This window comes from Paraferrimonas sp. SM1919, assembly GCF_010993985.1.
Lineage (GTDB): Bacteria > Pseudomonadota > Gammaproteobacteria > Enterobacterales > Shewanellaceae > SM1919.
On sequence record NZ_WINH01000001.1, the window covers coordinates 33,827 to 53,728 of the forward strand.

Sequence of the window (19,902 nt, forward strand, 5' to 3'; positions counted from 1 at the left end):
CATAAAAAAAGCCCCAGCAACCGTTAAGCGGCTAGGGCTTGATAATTTATGGCACTTGCTTATGGGGTTGCTGGCTTAGTTTGGGCCGCATTTATGCCCTCGACCGCATCGGCAATCATGCGTGCTTGGGTTTGTGCGGTGGCTTCGTCTTGGGCTTCTACCATCACGCGAATTAATGGCTCGGTGCCCGATTTACGCAGTAACACCCGGCCAGTGCTGCCCATAATACTTTCGGCCAATTTTACGGCATCTTGTACGCCGTTTGAGGCCACAATGTCATCGGCATTGCCACGAGGGTCATTTTTGTCAAACCTGACGTTAATCAGCGTTTGCGGGTACTTTTTCATGTCTGATGCCATTTGCTGCAAGGTTTTACCTGCACGCACCATGGCTTTTAATACTTGCAATGACGCCACAATGCCATCACCGGTGCTGGCATAATTCAGCGCAAGAATATGCCCCGAGCCTTCACCACCTAAGCACCAGTTATTGTTTTTTAAGGCTTCAACCACATAACGGTCACCCACTTTGGTGCGTTCAAAGGGAATGTTTAATTCTTTAAGGGCAAGCTCTAACCCAAGATTAGCCATTAATGTGCCCGCTACGCCACCATTTAATTGACCACGGCCTTGTAGGGCTTTCGCCAAAATATACAGAATTTGATCGCCATCAACCACGTTACCTTGATGATCCACCATCATGACACGGTCGGCATCGCCGTCTAGGGCTATACCCAAGTCGGCACGTTTGGCCAACACTTCTTTTTGCAGGCTAGCCATTGAGGTGGCACCACAGTTGGTATTAATGTTACGGCCATCGGGTTGGTCGTGAATGCTAATAACCTCAGCCCCAAGTTCTTTATACACCCGCTTGGCAATGTGGTAGGCGGCACCATTGGCACTGTCGACCACGATGCGCAAGCCCTTAAGGCTTAATTGCTGGTTAAAGGTGCCTTTACAGAACTCAATATAACGCCCTGGCGCATCGTCAAAACGTTTGGCCTTACCCAGCTTTTCAGAAGGCTCGCAAGTCATTTCACCATGGTCAACCGCACGCACTAACAGTGCTTCAAGCTCTAGCTCTTGTTCATCGGTTAGTTTGGTGCCGTCACCACTGAAAAACTTAATGCCGTTATCGTAATAAGGGTTGTGTGACGCTGAAATCACCACCCCAGCATCGGCACGGAAGGTACTGGTGAGGTAAGCCACTGCCGGGGTTGGCATAGGCCCAACCAATAATACGTTGACGCCTGCGGCGGCAAAGCCGGCTTCCATTGCAGATTCCAGCATATAGCCAGAAATGCGAGTATCTTTACCAATTAACACCGACTTGCGGCCTTCTTTTGACATGACTTTACCGGCGGCCCAGGCCAGTTTCATGGCAAAATCAGGGGTAATGGGAAATGTGCCAACTTTACCGCGGACACCATCGGTACCAAAATATTTACGAGACATACTCATCCTTCAATGCACTCATATTGGCCGATATTAACAGCATAAAAAACCAAGTCATTCACTTAATTAAGGTAGGTAATATCGGCAGGATGGCTTATTAAACACTTAACGGCTAATGCCTGCAAGGAACAATGGTGAATTATTAAAAATCCCCATGTTAATGGTGAGTTGGTTTTAACTGTGCCGCCATTAATAATGAACAATATTTACCAATCACCGTTAATCATTTTGCCATCTGTTATAATATGGGCTTTATAAGTACTTACTATAAAGGTAACGCCTGATGCGGTTACGGGTCATCACTTTTTTACTATTACCACTGTTATTGCTTGGGTGCGCAAGCACTAACACCGTTACCAATAAAACGTTGAATTCTACGCCCCTTGCCAACGGTCAGGCTGAAACGCCGCAAACACGTAAGTTTCATCGCATTCTGGGTACTGAAAACAGAGGCTGGTACTACTATGGTGATGACATTGCCATTATTGAAGATGTAAACGTAGATGGTTTACAGGTACGCCTGATCAAACATAAAAACAGCCAATGCCAAAGTGGCTTTTCTTACTTTATGGAGCTAAACGGCCCGATCAGCAATGATAGTACTTTTGTTATTGAGCAATTAATAACGCGTATTCCCGAACCGTGTATTGATAAAACCACCAACAACCGGGTCGTGCCTACGGTTTATATGAATTCGGCAGGTGGCCGGTTATTTGAAGGCTATCAATTAGGGTTGATATTTAGAAAACATTCCATCAAAACCGTTGTTGGCTATTCCCAAGAATGCGCATCATCATGCGCTATTGCATTTTTAGGTGGTCAATACCGTGAAGTACAAGAGGGTGGCAGGCTAATGTTCCACACCCCTTACCTTGAACGCCAATCTGGCTTAGATTGCATCGATCCAGAAGGTGAATTAAGCCAGTTATTGCTTAATTACTATCGCGCCATGATGAAAAAGGACGATGCCGATAGATTGTTTGTCAGAACATTTAAATATTGCAGTAGCGAACAAGGGTGGCAAGTTAACCACAGTGCGGCAGATATTTTTGGGGTCGCCACCAATGAGTTCATTGCCAGTGACAGTCAATACTTGCTTAGTACCTCTAATGAAATAGCCCTTATCGACAAACAGTATGGTTTACTTTGGTACCAAACAATATTAGACAATGGCTATTTTCAGAACCTAAGCAAACAAGATAAAGTCTCGTTCTGGCTGGGTTACTTAACCATAAAACATCAACTTGTCGGCCTTAGTAATAGCCCAGTACCTGAAATTGACTATGGTTTCCAATTGGTTGTCGAACTTTATATGCAACAAAAAGATTTCGAAACCGCTGAATTACTGCTTGATAACATTTTGTTGTCGTACGACCAAGCTGAAACCCATTACCTAAAAGGGTTGATGCTACTGAGCCAAGAAAACCCAGCCTATTCTGAAGAAAAAGGAATGCAGTTGCTCACAAAAGCTGCCAAAGGTGGCTCACACAATGCAGGGGCTTATCTGGGTTATCAGTATATTGGTGAACAAAATTATTTAAAGGCTTACTCGTATTTAAAACCCGCAAGTGATGCTGGCAATTTAACGGCAACCGCTAACCTTGCATTCATGTATGAAAATGGTTTTCATGTCGCGAAAGATAGAAAACAAGCGATCAAGCTTTATCGCCAGGCAGCCCAAGAAGTAAGCTGGGCTAAAGAGCAGTTAATAAGACTAAACATTGCTATTAAATAGTTTTAGTCCACTGCCCCTAAACAAAAAAGCCCCATATTGAATATTCAATATGGGGCTTAAATAGGGCAGCAGTAATCGCGGCTAGGCGGTTTCTGTATCAAGTAATTGGGCTAAGTGCGCTTTTAACTCTGCACCAAATGCTTGGTTACGCAGCGCGTATTCCACATTGGCTTTCATATAACCCAGCTTGTCACCACAGTCATGGCTTTTACCTGTCATACAGAAGGCTTCAACTTCGCTTTGTTCCATTAGCATGGCAATGGCATCGGTTAGTTGAATTTCATCACCTACGCCTAATGGGGTTTTTTCTAGTAATGGCCAAATGGATTTGTCTAACACATAACGGCCAACAACCGCTAAATTAGATGGTGCATCTTCCACTTTTGGCTTTTCGACAATGCGGCTCATGTTGGCAGCTTGGCCACCTTTCAATGACGATACTTTGCCACAATCAACAATGCCGTATTTTGATACGTCTTTCGCGGCTACGGCTTCGACCATGATTTGCGAGGCACCAGATAGCTCAAAGCGGTGCTTCATTGCTGCAAGGTTTTCAAGTGATTGGTTGGCGGTGTATTCATCTAAAATGACATCAGGCAGAACCACGGCAAAGGGGGCATCACCCACTACTGGTTTGGCGCATAGCACCGCATGGCCTAAGCCCTTAGCATGGCCCTGGCGCACCGACAAAATGGTTACCTCTGCTGGGCAAATGCTGCGCACTTCTTCCAATAGTTGACGCTTAACGCGTTTTTCAAGCGTCGATTCGAGCTCGTAACTGGTATCAAAATGGTTTTCAATTGCGGCCTTACTTTCGTGAGTAACAAGCACGATTTCGGTAAAGCCAGCGGCGATACATTCTTTAACCACATATTGAATTAATGGTTTATCTACCAACGGTAGCATTTCTTTAGGAATGGCCTTAGTGGCAGGCAACATGCGTGTGCCTAAACCTGCAACTGGAATAACGGCTTTCATTAAAAGTTCCTTTTAATAATAAAATAATGGGGGCGCATGCCCCCATCAAAAGAGTAGTTTTCGTTGTAAATGTTGTGATCAGCGATTACTTATCCGCATTAAACAAGTCACGAGTGTAAACTTTGTCTGCAACATCGGCAATGTCTTCGGCCATGCGGTTAGACACAATGACGTCAGATCTTGATTTGAAATCAGCAAGATCGGTTACCACTTCCGAATGGAAAAATTCAGCTTCGGTTAGCACTGGCTCATACACAATCACGTTGATGCCTTTGGCTTTCAAACGCTTCATAATACCTTGAATGCTTGATGCCCTAAAGTTGTCAGAGCCTGATTTCATGATGAGGCGATAAATACCAACGGTTTCAGGCTTGCGCTTTAAAATACTGTCAGCAATAAAGTCTTTACGAGTGCGGTTTGCCTCAACAATGGCACCAATAATGGCATTAGGCACATCTTGGTAATTAGCCAATAACTGCTTGGTATCCTTTGGTAAACAGTAACCACCATAACCAAAGCTTGGGTTGTTGTAATGACTGCCAATACGTGGGTCAAGGCCAACACCTTCAATAATCTGGCGACTGTCTAAACCATGGGTTTCGGCATAAGTGTCAAGCTCATTAAAATATGAAACACGCATAGCCAAATAGGTATTAGAAAACAACTTAATGGCTTCGGCTTCGGTGCTATCGGTGAACAGTACATCAATATTTTCTTTCTGAGCACCCTGCACTAACAAATCGGCAAACACTTGAGCGCGCTCTGACTGTTCACCCACAATAATGCGGCTTGGATTCAAATTATCATAAAGTGCCGTGCCTTCTCGCAGGAACTCTGGGCTGAAAATAATATTTTGGGTGTTAAACTTTTCACGCACCGACTTGGTGAAGCCCACTGGTACGGTAGATTTAATCACCATGGTAGCATTCGGGTTGATTTCCAACACGCTTGCAATAACCGCTTCAACGCTGCGAGTATTAAAATAATTCGTTTCTGGATCGTAATCTGTCGGCGTGGCAATAATGACATAATCTGCACCACGGTACGCCACTGCAGCATCAATGGTGGCCGTTAGATTAAGTTTTTTGTTTGCCAAAAAGTCACTGATTTCTTTATCAACGATAGGTGACTGTTTGTCATTAATTAAGTCAACCTTTTGTTGAATTAAATCAAGTGCGACCACTTCGTTGTGCTGTGCCAATAGCACAGCATTGGACAAGCCAACATAGCCAGTCCCTGCAATTGTAATCTTCATAATATTACTTCTTTGTAAATTCGTTTTTCACTGTATTGCTTAACCCCTGTTCTAGAGATACAGGTGCAATAAATCCTAAGTAATCTGTATTTGACTTAAATTGAGTGCGAGCGCAGAATTTCTTTACTCGAATGCTACTTACCGGTAATTCTTTACCTGTTAGCTTAGCTAACAAATCAAAACCATAACCTGCTAATAAACCAAGCCAGTACGGTAAGCGAAGTACTGAACCTGTTTTACCGAGTGCACTATTAACAACAGAGACAAGCTTGTTCATATTAAAGTCAGGCTTGTCAATATAGTTAAACACCTGATGGCCTTTGCCATTAAAAACCAAGTGCTCTATGAAAGCTGCAACGTTTTCAACATAAGCCATCGACTTTTGGTTTTCACCTTTACCAATCATTAAGAATTTACCTGAAGCAATTTGACGCAACAGGTTGTATACGTTGCCACGGTTACCTTCACCAAACACTACCGTTGGGCGAATCACTGAAAACTGCTTTGAATCATCTAACCAATCATGGGTAGCTAGTTCAGCTTGATATTTAGATTTGCCATAATCATTAAATGGGTTAATCGCACCGCTTTCACCTGTATCTTCGGTTACAAAGCCGTAAACCGCAACTGATGAAGTAAATACCATTTTTTTGATACCGTATTCATCCATGACTTTGCAAAGGTTTTTCTGCCCTTCAACGTTCACATCATAATAAAGTGATACTGGCGATACATTGTCTTTATGTTCTGCTGCCAAGTTGATGACGACATCAACATTTTCATTCAAACCTTCACGTAAAGATTCAACAGATGTCATATCACAAACTTTTGAAAGCTGCGGGTATTTACCTGAAGTAACTTTATCTAAAATCTGGATACTTAAATCTTGGTTATTGATAAGGCGATCAATCAATCTAGTACCAATAAAACCAGACCCGCCAATTACTACAATATTCATCATATTCTACTTTTAATAAAACCTTTATATGCATACACCATAAAGGTATAAGCACTCTTAAAAATGTTCAGCCCTACTACCTCACGGTAAAAGCGCCATTGGTAACCAAGAACGGTGAGTTTGTTCTTTGTCATTCCAGAATCAATTCGATATTTTGCTAAATTTTCCTGAAGACAAAAGGCTTTAGGTATGTCTTTTAAAATAGTTAACCACAGCCCCATATCTTGGCGCTTTCTAATCAAGGGCATGTAGCGCTTACCCAATTTTTCAGAATCATACACAGCTGTCAAACAGCCAATTACATTGCTATACAACAATTCATCATAAGTCACTGTATCTGGTGGTACAACGATACCTAAATCACCAGATTCATCAAATTTTTGGTATTGGGTATAGCTAAGCGCGATGTCATTTTCTTGCATAAATGCAATTTGCTTTTCGAGCTTTTGCGGGTGCCACAAGTCATCTGCATCTAAAAAAGCAATATAGCGTCCTTGAGCATGTTCGATTGCTTTGTTACGAGATGCACCTGCACCTAAATTTTCACTATTTTTGAAAAGCTTAATACGTGGATCATTTTTAGCTAATTCTTCAACAAGAGAAACCGTATTATCGGTAGAGTTGTCATCAATGATTAACAACTCCCATTTCTCAAAAGTCTGATTAATGACAGAGAGAATTGAAATTCTGATAAAGGATTCAGAATTGTAGCATGGCATTATTACTGTACAACATTCACTCATTTATTTATAAGTTGACTAATCAACAACTCCTTTTTCAAAATATTTTCCACTATATAAACAGAACCTAGTGGTGATAAATGGCCATAATCAATCTGCAAAATGCCACCATCTAACCTTGCTAGGCAAAAATTTTTGCCCTTTTTCGCATAACATAGGCTATCTAGAAGGGATATATAATTGACATCTGAAGAGGCAGCTTTATTTTTAGCAATAGCATCTTGTTCAAATATACTTTTAAGTAAACCTGGATCTGTTAAATATGATTCTGAAGATTCCCAATGCTTTGGCTTTACTAAAACACGTGGTAGTGAAGGTGTCCAGTGGGGTACTGGACCGATAAATAGCACACGTTTAGCACCAAGCTCAATTATTTTATTATGTAAAACTGAATAATCAATTTTATCGTGGTCCGCTGATTGCGTTATGATAACTAAGTCAGGCTTGAGTTTTTCTATCCTACTGATTGCAATTTTATTTGAAGCATCGCAAGCCTTTTTAAAATTACCCCGTTGTAAAACAGTCTCATCGAATGAAGCAATACAACCTGCCGAGGTTTTTTGGTGAAATTGCAAACCATGTTCCTCGGACATAAGCCTTAGGCCATAAGATAAAGCTTCGGCATGGGAATCACCCCAGAGAAAAATTCCACCAACATCGCCAAAGCAACTTTCATCTACATAAGTTTCATCATTATTTTCAAGCGCAGAGTAACTATTACACTTAAGCCAATAGAATGGCCCTAGACCATCTTTAATGGCTTGTTGCTCATTTAAAAATTTACTCTGTACTGAGGCGCTGACGGGCCTAACATCTGAGTTGAATCCTGAATTTAGCCAAACTAGTGAGGACATAGTAAAAACAAATCCAGTAAAAACCAAGGAAGCTAAAAATAGGCTATAGCCTTTTATTATTTTCTGCTGTTCAACAAGATAGTAACTACATATAGATATCATAAAAGACACTAATAGCGCAGGAAACAATAGATCTATATCATAAAAATAAACAAAAACAAGAACTGGCCAGTGCCACAAGTAAAGTGAATAGGAAATATTACCAAAGAACTGAAGAGTTTTACTTTTTGAGAAAAAAGTATTATTTGCATTCGATGAAAGCAGTATATAAACGCCTAATAAAGGATATGCTGCATTATAACTAGGCCAATAATCCTCTTTTGAAAAAATAAAAAATGAGCTAATTACAATAAACAAACCCAAGTACTGATAAAATCTTTGACTAAAGTGTTTCAACCTTATGGGGAAAAAGAATATCACTGAACCTAGCAGCATCTCCCACATACGACCAAGAAAAGTAAAATAACTATAAGTAGGGCTATGAAAAGACACATAGATATTAGCAACAAAAAGGAATAGCGTAAAAAAGAGAAGGTAATATTTAACCCGATTCTCATCATTAAAATTATAAAGCGCAATTAACAAGATGGGGTATATAAGATAAAACTGCCATTCAAGAGATAACGACCAAGTATGGAGTAGCCACTTTTGAAATGCACTCTGCTCGAAATAACCAGACTCCATCAGATAAATATAATTAGATAAAAAAATAGAACTACTAGAAAGGTGCTTACCTAAACTCTTATATTCAACTGGTATTAGATAAAACCAACCAAATATCAAAAGCACAAAACATAGTACAAGAAGAGGAGGCAGAATCCTATTAACCCTTGATAAGTAAAAACCAAAAAAACTAAACTCCGACATGGCTAGCCTTTTACTTATAATAGACGTCATTAAATAGCCAGAAATAACAAAAAAAATATCTACCCCAGCGAAACCACCTGATATTTTATCTGGAAAAAAATGAAAAAGCACAACTGAAATAACAGCAACTGCGCGAAGCGAATTTAAATCATACCTGAACATCGAAAATAAGTCCTAAAATTTTATTTTTGAAAGCTTGATAATGAAAACTAAAGTTATAAAAGACAGTATCGCTGATTGAATAAAATGCCTACTATATAAAAAGTAAGAGAACGAAGTATGAAAAGGTAGATTATAAAGCATATAAAAAAGATAAGGTAAGAAAACAATAGCATTGAATTTAACAGCTTTATCCAATACATACATATACATTGACACTACAATGGCTACAATGATTGGTGAAAGTAATAACCCCCAACCACCAAACATCGACCATGCCTCAGCTAAAAAGTAGCTATTTGAATTGACGATATGAGACTGTAAGTACTTTGGGTAAATTTTAGAAACAATTTCTTGATCTGCGTAGAAAACATCCAATCCAAATCTGCTAGAAAAAGGCATACCAGAAAAAATATATTTAGAGTCAGGTGTAATAGAGTTTATTATATGGTAAAGACCTTGTGGCTGACCTAGGAAGGCCCTATCGATTATCTGATTAGCGATTACAATTAGGTCAAGTTTACCATAAACCAAGTAATACATTAAAAAGATAAGCATTAATGAAGACAATGACAACTTAATAAATAGCGATTTTCTTCCAGTATAGCTATACGATAAGTAAGCACAAAATAAGCTAAAAACGACTATAGGCCCTTTTTGAATATCGGCTGTAAAGCTAAGAATAACTATAAAGAAAGATAAAGCCAAAAGAACATTTGGTATTTTATAATTTGACCTAATACGTAACAACCACAAATAAAGAAACTGATATCCGGATAGGAATGTAAAAATATCTGACAAGAAAGGAAGTTTATAAGAAGAAGGATTTAATTGATACTCAGCACGAGCTAATGCGGCACCTTTCAAATCACCAGCTAACAGCATTAGCAAAGGTACGTTCCCCATTAGATAGTACTTTAAAATAACACCGATTACAGATATAGTGAATACAAGGTAAAAAAACCTCAACATACTATCAGAAACATCAACTTTAACTTCATAAGACTTATATACTTCTCGATTATTCAATAGTAGTTGTAAAAAAGATATTACAAAGAAGAATAAAAATAATGAAATCACATACCAAATACCTACAACGAGCTTAAGGTTATGGCCAATAGAATCAATACGCCACGAAGGGTAATCAGCAAAGGAAATGAGATACACCCCAGGCAACATTAAAAAAGAACTAAATAAAAAAGGAAAAGAAATAGGACTTGACTTATATCCTAAAAAATTACGCCTAGTAATCAAAGCATAAATTGCATTCAATAAAAAAAATGTAAATAAAGCACAAAATAAAACTAGGGTATAATTCAAAATATTCCCCTAAAGCGATAATCAAGTAACAAGGGTGCCTTACTTTTCAATGTTTTTATTATTAATTTAAATGAAAGAAAAGGATTTATTTTTAAAAGCTTGATAATATATGGAAGATTCATTAACTGCTGCTCATACAATCCCTCACTCCTTAGTACATCATTGTAACGTTCTAGTGCAGCTAGACGACAAAGCAATGATTCCTGTGTTACAGTCTTAGTGAGTGAAGTATCCCCTTGCTCTACCATGTAATAGGTATCTTTAATTACTGACACTTTCTTCGCTTTCATACCTGTTTTAAGTGAAAACAAAAGGTCATTAGAATACATTATTTCTTCAAAACTCACTTTAATATTCTTTATGAAATCTGCTCTAAAAACCTTACTCCATGGTACATAATATCTATAGCGTATAGAGTTAATATCATTCTTACAGTAATAGTCATCAACTAGCGACGAGTACCTTAAGTGCCTATTCCCTATACTGCCATTAAGCATAAAGCTTTGGGGCTTAAAATAATATACTTCAGCACTTTCCTTTTTCAAACTATTAACAATTACTGAGTGCCAGTCCTCAGATAATACATCATCACTATCTGCAAACATCAAGTAATCCGTGTTAACATGCGTAAGACCGGTATTTCGACTCCCTCCAGCTCCTCTTTCATTTTTATTTCTGATAAATTTAACATTAGAAAATTCATTCTTCAATTCAAAGCTTTCACAATCAATACTGTCATCAACAACTATCACCTCTACATATTGGCAATTCCCAATAGAGTTAAGCAATCTCTTTAACTTAGCATTGTTCTTGTAGGTTGGAATTATGATTGATATAGAGACATCTTTATCACTCACGATAATGTTCCCCCCTTAAAAAAGCCTTCAAAACCATTACAAAATTAACTTCTTTATATCTTTTAAAAAACAACTTCTGAAATGGAATAAGAAATATTTTAACAGAATTAAAAAGCAAACTGCCATAATATCTAGAAGTCAAACCATAATTGTAACTACGCTCTTTAATTCTAAAATTTGTTAACGAAGTAGTTTCATTTTCATATTTAGACAAAGAGTGACAAATCTCACCCTTTACGACAATTTTCACCTTATCAATAGTTTTTAATCTCATAAAAAAAGTTGTATCTACGCCATACAAATAGAAACGACTATCAAAAACTTCGCCAAACTTACTGATATATTCATTAACTATATCTTTAGAGAAACACAACCCACTACCAATAGATTTAAAAAACCCTAAATTACTTAAATAACTTCCCTCTTCTTCTACAACAGATTTATTCCACAGAGGATACACAACTCTATCATTAAACTTAACTATAGGTGTCATCACTTCACGACCCTTTAGATTAACTGCATTCAACAAAAAATCGGCTTCGAAAGTTGTATCATGATCTAAAATCAAGTAATTTTGACTTACATTATCCAAAATAAATTTATTATATATTTTAGCCAAAGAGTTATTATTTAAAGTTTGAACACAGGTAAAGTCCACACCTTCGATCTTTAGTTTTTCTGTGCTTATCTTTACAGGCCCATTATTCCAAATGGTGCATTGGACAATTCCTTTCAAACTTTCTAACGTTTCGAAAGAGTTAATTAAGCTAGAAATAGTGCTTGAATCACTTATTTCACAGTTATATAAGACAACAAGTATAGATAGTTTGACTTCTTCATTTAACATACTTTTTTACCAACTGCTTTATTGCTATGATTGGATGTCTAATTTTTTCCCTAACGGACCAGAGCTTCCAAAATAAAAAATATTCCCTTTCCTCTTTCGTCAATATATTCATTTCAAGTATATGACTTCGAAGCCTTTTTAAGTCTGAGACAAGTTTAGGATGAAGTGACCCACTTTTAGATACTCCATTATCATCATACTTAATACAAGGTTGACTAATATACCCTATCTTTACGCCATCATTTAGTATATTAACATAAAAGGGAAAGTCTTCTAACAAGCTGTACCCTTCATCAAAAAGCCCATAATCATCTAAAAGCCTTCGTGTATAATAAGTACAAGCGCCACTTAGAAAATTCTTTCGTAAAACAATCTCTTTTAATATGGAATCTGTATCGCCCAATATCAACTTCTCTTGATACTCTGACAGTATTTCTTCATTATTTACTGTCAAACTCTTACCCAAAGCCAAGAGTTCATCATTCTGTTGAAAGTAATTGACAATTTGCAACAATACATCATCACTTGCAAATACATCAGAGCATGACAAAGGCACGATTAACTCACCTGATGAAATCTTAATGGCCTTATTAAAGGATTTGACTGTTCCTAGGTTTTCTTCATTTTTATATACTTTACTACCCAACAATTCTGGAAAAGATTTCAACTTAGCCACATAATACTCAAGATCAAAGTCTAAACTACCATCATCTGCTATTATGTATTCAATACTAACATCTTTTGGTAATTTTTGATTTGCTACACTCTCTATTGTCTTAATCAAATCATTATGATTATTATAGGTCAAAGTTATTATAGAAACTTTATTTATTATATTAGGCACACTTACTCACCTTTAAGAACACAACTCCCCCTCATGGCATGCATAGTTATTTATTCATCAACCAATTAAGATTTGGAAATTTCTCAATATATTTATAAACTTTATGCGTATCGGGCAACCTATTCAATAATGCACGAAAGCATCCAATACTCACAACCAGACTAGTCACTACCCCAAAAAATATTGCATATCCTGTCGACAATTGGGTAGAAACAAACATGGCTAATAAAACTATAGGAAAATTCACCCAAATAATTCTTTTAACACCTACACTCCATCTATGTCCAATTATATATCTTGAAACACATAGCATGATCATAATGTAGATAAAATATAAAATTGTAAATGCAATTGAAACCCCTTTCAGGCCTATAAATTTAAGTAAAAGCACTATTAAAATTATATGTATAAGATTAATTATAGTTTCTATTCCTGCGAACAATCTTGAATAACCTTTCGCTAACAGTATATAACCTAGAGGCCATGATAGAACCCTACCAATACATCCTAAAGCAAAGTAACGGAGTAAATTGGCTGCATCTCCAAATTCACTTGAATAAAATATTTCAATTAATAAAGGTGCAAATGCGATAGTTGCGAGAAGTCCTGGTAAAGCAAGTAAAAAACCAATTTCTGTTTGTTGATTAACCAATTTGCACATTGCTTTATGGTCATTATTGATTGCAGTAAGACTTGGGTAATAATCCGCCCCCATTGCACCAAGTATAAAGTTGACAATGATACCTGAAAGTGCAAATGCAGCGGTATATATACCCACTGCAATCATATCAATTTCTTCGGCAATTATGATTCTGGTTAGGTAAGCAATAATGGCTACTAAAAGGCCATTCCACATGAATGCCAGCCCCATACGAACCATACTATTGGCCTCAGTAAACGTTTCCTTCCAAGATATCTCTATAGCTTCTATTTCAATCTTACGCGCAAACAACCACGACGCAATTAGCTCAATTAAACTTAATAGTAACAATGCTGGTATAATTCCATTTATACCATACAGCCAATACATTATTACGCTAATTACTGTGCCAGATACCGCACCAATAATATTGAGTTTAGCCAAGTCACCTATTCGCCTCATTCCTTGAATAATTGCAACTTGCCCCCCCTTAAGGTTAGCAAATACAAGGGTTATTCCTAAAACGGCAATATTTATTGTTTGTTCAGAATTATTAAAAGTTATTTGGCTTAACCATGGTGAGAGAAATATTACACTTAAAGCACCAACTCCTCCTGTTAACCAACATAGCCTACGCAGGGATTTTACAGTTCGTGCAATTTTAATAGCATCGTCATTCGCTACTGCTTGTGCGACATCACGAACGGCACTTTGCTGAAGGCCTAAGCCAGCTACAGTGCCAAACATTGTTGTCAGGGATTGGTATGTAGCTAAAAGCCCTACACCAATAGGCCCGATTAAAATGGCAACAAATTTTACACGTATCATGCCTATCAGCATGTTTATACCTTGTGCCCCAGCAATTATCGAGGATGATTTTAGGATACGTGCATAAGATTTATTTTCTTCAGGCATCGTGACTACTTAATATCGAACGCATTAACTGCTTCGATGATCTTATCAACTGACGCAAGATCTAATACAGGGCCCATTGGTAAGCTCATTACCTGCTCATGAATGGTTTCTGTTAGTGGGTACTGTTGTTCGACATACTCAGCGTAGGCATCTTGCTTATGCGGCGGTGTCGGATAATGAATAAGCGTTTGGATACCATTATCAGATAGGTACTTTACTAAATCTTCACGATAATTTGTCTTAATAACAAATAGGTGCCAAACATGACCTTCATTATTAATAACTGTTGGCAGTGTTACTAATGGGTTTTTAATTCCTTTAAGATATGCTTGTGCTATATTCTGGCGTGCAACAATTTCTTCATCTAAATGTTTTAGCTTAACACTTAACATAGCTGCCTGAATTTCATCGAGACGGCTGTTTACACCTTTATACTTATTCTTATATTTTTCATGTGAGCCGTAATTTCTTAATGCATCCAAAGTTTCTTTTAACTCTGCACAATCTGTTGTTACTGCACCTGCATCACCCAATGCACCTAAGTTTTTACCCGGATAAAAACTAAATGCGCCAGCGTGGCCCCATGTACCAGCTTTTTTACCATCAATCGATGCACCATGGGCTTGGGCGCAATCTTCTAAAACCAATAAATTATACTGCCCTGCCAGCTCCATAATCTCCTGCATTGGTGAGATTTGGCCGTATAAATGCACGGGTAAAATCACTTTGGTTTTATCAGTAATACTGTTTTTAATGGTTTCTGCCGTAAGATTGAAAGTATTTGGGTCAGGCTCGACTAATACTGGTGTTAAATTATTTTCAGAAATCGCAAGTACTGATGCTATATAAGTATTAGCAGGCACGATGACTTCATCACCATCTTGTAACTTACCCATCTCTTTCCATGCCCGTAGAGTTAGAATAAGTGCATCTAACCCATTGGCAACACCGATTGCATGTTTACTACCACAATACGCCGCAAAATCTTGCTCAAATGTTTTAAGTTCGTTGCCCATAATGTACCAACCCGAGTCAATTACTCGTGCGCAGGCATCTTTAAGCTCTTGTTGGTATTGATTGTTAATTGCTTTTAAATCTAAGAAAGGGATCATTATTAACCTTTATTAACCTTTTAAATACTTAACTATTTTTGCTGGATTGCCTACTACTAGCGCATTATCCGGTACGTCTTTCGTTACAACTGCACCAGCGCCAACCATAGCATTTTCACCTATTGTGATTCCGGGGAGAATGGTGGCATTGCCACCTATTGAAGCACCACTTTTTAATAATGTTTTAGAGAAAGCTTCAGGGTATTGTTTAGAACGTGGTTTTTTGTCGTTAGTAAAAGTTGCATTGGGTCCTATAAATACATCATCTTCAATAGTAATACCATCCCAAACCTGTACACCACTCTTGATAGTAACCCTGTTACCAATTACTACATCATTCTCTATTAAACAGTGTGAGCATATATTGCAATCTTCACCAATTATTGCTCTAGGCAGGACCACACAAAATTGCCATACGTTGGTACCAGAACCTATGGTTTTAGACTGTACATCAGATAAGCTATGAATCATTTTCTACTGTCTCGATAAATTTTTCATAATCGCGAATATAATCTTTTTCATCATATTCACTATCAGCAAGTACCATCAACACACAATCTTCACTGAAGTCATACATTTCACGCCACACAAACGATTCTATAAATAAACCTTGTGCTGGGTTATCCAACAGTAGTTCGATTTTTTCATTACCATCATCGAGCATAAAACGACAAGAGCCTTTCAGTACTATGGCCAACTGTTTTAGCTGTTTATGTGCATGAAAGCCCCTACGAACACCATCTTTTGTATCAAAAATGTAATAGACACGCTTAATATCAAACGGGATATTTTTATTTTGCTCGAGACTGACTAATGAGCCTCTGTCATCGCCATGGCTTTGAAATTGAATAATCTTTATGTCCATTAGATTGCCTTTATTTGTGAAAATTTAATTCCATTTTCATCTTTAGCCGATAACTTTGGTTCTACAATGAGCGGCCATTCGATAGCTAATTCTTTATCATCCCACTTAAGCGATACTTCTGACTGTGGGTGATAATAATTGGTGCACTTATACACGAATTCCGCTTCATCACTGGTCACATAAAACCCATGGGCAAAGCCTTCTGGCACCCATAATTGGCGTTTGTTATCAGATGATAGATACACCCCAACCCACTGCCCAAATGTTGGTGAATCTTTACGAATATCAACGGCAACATCGTACACTTCACCCGATACCACACGGACTAATTTGCCTTGGGTATTTTCTGTTTGATAATGCAGGCCGCGTAATATGCCTTTTTTGGATTTTGAGTGGTTATCTTGCACAAATTGGGTTGGTTTGCCCGTTACTTGCTCTTCAAACTGTTTTTGGTTCCAGGTTTCCATAAAGAAACCGCGCTCATCACCAAACACGGTAGGCTCGATGATTTTTACATCAGGGATGGCTGTATCGATTACTTTCATTATGTTGTTCTTTCGCTTATTAGTTCGCTGCGTACGCCTTTATGTTTTGCAGTGCTGCCTGCCAGTTACTAGGTGCAATATTAAATTCAGTGTTAATTTTATCGCAATTTAGGCGTGAGTTTGCCGGCCTTGGTGCAGGGAGGGGATAGGCAGTTGCTGGTATCTCGTTGACCTTAGGCACGGTATCCAGTACTGCATGATTATCTGCTGCAACAAAAATAGCCACAGCAAACTGATACCAGCTTACATGCGGGGCGCCACTAAAATGGTAGATACCAGATGGACAAATACCGCTTGAATCAACTTGCTTCGCAATGCGAATGAGTGCAGCAGCAATATCGCCCGCATACGTTGGCCCACCAAATTGATCGCCAATAATGCCAAGCTCATCTTTTATTGCGCCGAGTTTCAGCATGGTTTTGACAAAGTTATTACCGTGCTCGCAGAATACCCAAGCGGTGCGTAGAATGATGTGTTTGCTGCAAGCATTAATGACGGCTTGCTCGCCTGCCAGCTTACTTTTCCCGTAAACACCTTGTGGGTTTGGGGTGTCGGTTTCAATATATGGTTTATTACTGCCACCATCGAACACATAGTCAGTTGAAATGTGCAGCATGGTGGCGTTTATCGCCTCTGCAGCTTCGGCTAGATATTGTGGCCCAAGTGCGTTAATAGCATGGGCAAGCTCTGGCTCTGATTCTGCTTTGTCTACCCCGGTATGAGCTGCGGCATTAATAATAAAATCTGGCTTAAATTCATTAACGATTTTATCGACGGCTTGTTTATTAGTAATATCAAGTGTGTTGCGGTCTGCACTCAGCAATTCAATATTCGTTTCTAACTTTAACTGTTTAAGCAGGCTATAGCCCACTTGGCCGTTGGCACCGGTTACCAGAATTTTCATATTGAACGCTACTTTTTAGACTCTTCAACTAAGCGAACTAGGTATTTTCCATATTCGTTTTTCATCATGGGTTTGGCAATGTCTAATACTTGCTCGTGAGTTAACCAACCATTACGCCAAGCTATCTCTTCTAAACAGGCGACTTTTAAACCTTGGACATTTTGAATGGTTTGCACAAAGTTAGATGCTTCGTGCAAGCTTTCATGGGTGCCGGTATCTAGCCAAGCAAAGCCTCGGCCAAGTAACTCGACATTAAGGTTACCTTGATTTAGGTACATTTCGTTTAGCGTGGTAATTTCCAGCTCGCCACGGTGTGATGGTTTCACCTGTTTGGCCATTTCGACAACTTTGTTGTCATAAAAATAAAGCCCAGTGACGGCATAGTTTGATTTTGGCTGTTGCGGCTTTTCTTCAATTGAGATGGCTTTCATGTTTTCATCAAACTCCACCACACCGAAACGCTCTGGATCGTGTACTTGATAACCGAATACAGTTGCCAGCCCTTTGGCCGTTAATTCGTTCGCCCTTTTCAGCTGCTGTGAAAACGACTGGCCATAATAAATATTGTCACCCAACACTAAACACACCGAATCATCACCAATGAACTCTTCACCAATAATAAAGGCTTGCGCCAGACCATCTGGGCTTGGCTGCACGGCGTATTCTAGATTAATACCATAATCACTACCATTGCCCAGCAGACGCTGAAAACCGGCCTGATCCTCTGGTGTGGTAATGATTAATATATCGCGGATCCCCGCTAACATAAGCGTAGAAATTGGATAGTAAATCATGGGTTTGTCGTAGATTGGTAACATCTGTTTTGATGTGCCACGGGTTAGCGGGTACAAACGCGTGCCGCTGCCGCCAGCTAATACAATGCCCTTCATTAATTTACGCCCTCTTCGATACCTAAACGCTCACGTTGATAGCTGCCATCTTGAACATTTTGGCACCATTGGCTGTTATCTAGGTACCATTGAACCGTCTTTTCTAGCCCGGTTTCAAAGGTTTCTTGTGGTGTCCAGCCCAGTTCTTTTTGCATTTTGCTTGAATCAATCGCGTAACGGCGGTCGTGCCCTGGGCGATCGGTTACAAAGGTAATTTGCTGTTCATATTTAGTGGCTTTAGGCACTAATTTATCTAGGGTTGCACAAATGGTTTTAACCACTTCAATGTTTTGCTTTTCATTGTGGCCACCAATATTGTAGGTTTCACCCACTTTGCCTTCGGTTACCACTTTGTATAGTGCACGGGCGTGATCTTCTACAAACAGCCAATCACGTATTTGGTCACCTTTGCCATAGATGGGTAAATCTTTACCTTCTAAAGCATTTAAAATGACTAAAGGTATTAGCTTTTCTGGGAAGTGGTATGGGCCATAATTGTTTGAACAATTGGTCACCATTGTCGGTAGGCCATAGGTACGTAACCAAGCACGAACTAAATGATCGCTTGAAGCTTTAGATGCCGAATATGGGCTTGATGGTGCATAAGACGTCGTTTCTAAGAACATTGGCAACTCTTCGCGAGCTGAAGGCTCTCTAGAAGTCTGCCATTCATCTGGATGTGGTAAATCGCCGTAGACTTCATCCGTTGAAATATGGTGGAAACGAAAAGCTTGCTTAGCATCGCTTGATAACTCATTCCAATAGGCACGGGTGGCTTCTAATAGCGTATAAGTACCCACAATATTGGTTTCGATAAAGGCTGCAGGGCCAGTAATGGAACGGTCAACATGGCTTTCTGCCGCTAGGTGCATAACCGCATCAGGCTTATGCTGGGCAAATACTCGGTCAAGTTCAGCACGATTGCATATATCCACTTGTTCGAATGCGTAGCGCTCAGAGCCCTCGATACTGGCTAACGACTCTAAGTTACCTGCGTAGGTAAGTTTATCTACGTTAACTACCGAATCAGTGGTGTTTTCAATGATATGACGAACGACGGCAGAACCAATAAAGCCTGCGCCACCAGTAACTAGGATTTTCAAACTTACATCCTTTTATTTGAAGTGATAATCAAAGCGATTAAAAATTTAAAGAATAGTCAG

The 19,902-nt window shown here is 38.8% G+C and carries 19 protein-coding genes; 1 reads left to right on the forward strand and 18 read right to left on the reverse strand.

The genetic code is table 11. The features are described from left to right. Positions 1-59 precede the first annotated feature (59 nt). Positions 60-1,454, reverse strand: a complete 1,395-nt coding sequence (gene glmM / locus GFB48_RS00160; protein WP_163929952.1) for a phosphoglucosamine mutase — start codon at positions 1,452-1,454, stop codon at positions 60-62. 283 nt (positions 1,455-1,737) lie between these two features. On the opposite strand from glmM, the gene GFB48_RS00165 reads away from it, so the two are divergent. Then, positions 1,738-3,189: an SEL1-like repeat protein gene (locus tag GFB48_RS00165; RefSeq protein WP_163929954.1), complete on the forward strand. Its 1,452-nt coding sequence runs from the start codon at positions 1,738-1,740 to the stop codon at positions 3,187-3,189. An 81-nt stretch (positions 3,190-3,270) separates the two neighbouring features. Here GFB48_RS00165 and galU read toward each other — a convergent pair whose 3' ends face one another. The 17 genes from galU to rfbB form a co-directional block, all read right to left on the reverse strand. Then, entirely contained in the window at positions 3,271-4,167 is an 897-nt protein-coding gene (gene galU, locus GFB48_RS00170) for a UTP--glucose-1-phosphate uridylyltransferase GalU (RefSeq protein WP_163929956.1), read from the reverse strand. 85 nt (positions 4,168-4,252) lie between these two features. Further along, positions 4,253-5,422, reverse strand: coding sequence for a nucleotide sugar dehydrogenase (locus tag GFB48_RS00175; RefSeq protein WP_163929958.1), 1,170 nt, complete (start codon positions 5,420-5,422; stop codon positions 4,253-4,255). Positions 5,423-5,426: 4 nt separating this feature from the next. Next, entirely contained in the window at positions 5,427-6,383 is a 957-nt protein-coding gene (locus tag GFB48_RS00180) for an NAD(P)-dependent oxidoreductase (protein ID WP_205597649.1), read from the reverse strand. Beyond that, on the reverse strand, positions 6,380-7,123 hold the full coding sequence (locus tag GFB48_RS00185; protein ID WP_163929960.1) for a glycosyltransferase family 2 protein: 744 nt from the start codon (positions 7,121-7,123) through the stop codon (positions 6,380-6,382). Before GFB48_RS00185 ends, GFB48_RS00180 begins: the two co-directional genes overlap by 4 nt. After that, positions 7,120-9,003 carry an acyltransferase family protein gene (locus tag GFB48_RS00190; RefSeq protein ID WP_163929962.1) on the reverse strand — a complete coding sequence of 628 codons (1,884 nt, stop codon included), beginning with the start codon at positions 9,001-9,003 and terminating at the stop codon, positions 7,120-7,122. The genes GFB48_RS00185 and GFB48_RS00190 overlap by 4 nt, the downstream gene beginning before the upstream one ends. 12 nt (positions 9,004-9,015) lie before the next feature. Continuing rightward, positions 9,016-10,320 (reverse strand): hypothetical protein, encoded by a 1,305-nt coding sequence (locus GFB48_RS00195; RefSeq protein WP_163929964.1) that lies wholly within the window; start codon positions 10,318-10,320, stop codon positions 9,016-9,018. After that, the gene (locus GFB48_RS00200) at positions 10,317-11,177 is read right to left on the reverse strand and encodes a glycosyltransferase family A protein (protein ID WP_163929966.1); all 861 of its coding nucleotides are present in this window, start codon (positions 11,175-11,177) and stop codon (positions 10,317-10,319) included. The genes GFB48_RS00195 and GFB48_RS00200 overlap by 4 nt, the downstream gene beginning before the upstream one ends. Beyond that, positions 11,170-12,024: a hypothetical protein gene (locus tag GFB48_RS00205; RefSeq protein WP_163929967.1), complete on the reverse strand. Its 855-nt coding sequence runs from the start codon at positions 12,022-12,024 to the stop codon at positions 11,170-11,172. Before GFB48_RS00205 ends, GFB48_RS00200 begins: the two co-directional genes overlap by 8 nt. Beyond that, the gene (locus GFB48_RS00210) at positions 12,014-12,868 is read right to left on the reverse strand and encodes a glycosyltransferase (RefSeq protein ID WP_163929969.1); all 855 of its coding nucleotides are present in this window, start codon (positions 12,866-12,868) and stop codon (positions 12,014-12,016) included. The genes GFB48_RS00205 and GFB48_RS00210 overlap by 11 nt, the downstream gene beginning before the upstream one ends. Before the next feature lie 46 nt (positions 12,869-12,914). Continuing rightward, positions 12,915-14,423, reverse strand: a complete 1,509-nt coding sequence (locus tag GFB48_RS00215; protein WP_163929971.1) for an O-antigen translocase — start codon at positions 14,421-14,423, stop codon at positions 12,915-12,917. 5 nt (positions 14,424-14,428) lie between these two features. Continuing rightward, a complete protein-coding gene (locus GFB48_RS00220) occupies positions 14,429-15,535 on the reverse strand; it encodes a DegT/DnrJ/EryC1/StrS aminotransferase family protein (protein WP_163929973.1) in 1,107 nt (368 codons plus the stop codon). Between the two features lie 12 nt (positions 15,536-15,547). After that, complete coding sequence (locus GFB48_RS00225) at positions 15,548-16,006, reverse strand: acyltransferase (protein ID WP_163929975.1); 459 nt, start codon at positions 16,004-16,006, stop codon at positions 15,548-15,550. Continuing rightward, complete coding sequence (locus GFB48_RS00230; RefSeq protein WP_163929977.1) at positions 15,996-16,400, reverse strand: FdtA/QdtA family cupin domain-containing protein; 405 nt, start codon at positions 16,398-16,400, stop codon at positions 15,996-15,998. The genes GFB48_RS00225 and GFB48_RS00230 overlap by 11 nt, the downstream gene beginning before the upstream one ends. After that, entirely contained in the window at positions 16,400-16,945 is a 546-nt protein-coding gene (rfbC, locus tag GFB48_RS00235; RefSeq protein ID WP_163929979.1) for a dTDP-4-dehydrorhamnose 3,5-epimerase, read from the reverse strand. Before rfbC ends, GFB48_RS00230 begins: the two co-directional genes overlap by 1 nt. A gap of 19 nt (positions 16,946-16,964) precedes the next feature. Beyond that, entirely contained in the window at positions 16,965-17,849 is an 885-nt protein-coding gene (rfbD, locus tag GFB48_RS00240; protein WP_163929981.1) for a dTDP-4-dehydrorhamnose reductase, read from the reverse strand. A gap of 8 nt (positions 17,850-17,857) precedes the next feature. Further along, on the reverse strand, positions 17,858-18,739 hold the full coding sequence (rfbA, locus tag GFB48_RS00245) for a glucose-1-phosphate thymidylyltransferase RfbA (protein ID WP_163929983.1): 882 nt from the start codon (positions 18,737-18,739) through the stop codon (positions 17,858-17,860). Then, positions 18,739-19,842 carry a dTDP-glucose 4,6-dehydratase gene (rfbB, locus tag GFB48_RS00250; RefSeq protein ID WP_163929985.1) on the reverse strand — a complete coding sequence of 368 codons (1,104 nt, stop codon included), beginning with the start codon at positions 19,840-19,842 and terminating at the stop codon, positions 18,739-18,741. Before rfbB ends, rfbA begins: the two co-directional genes overlap by 1 nt. Between the last annotated feature and the right edge of the window lie 60 nt (positions 19,843-19,902).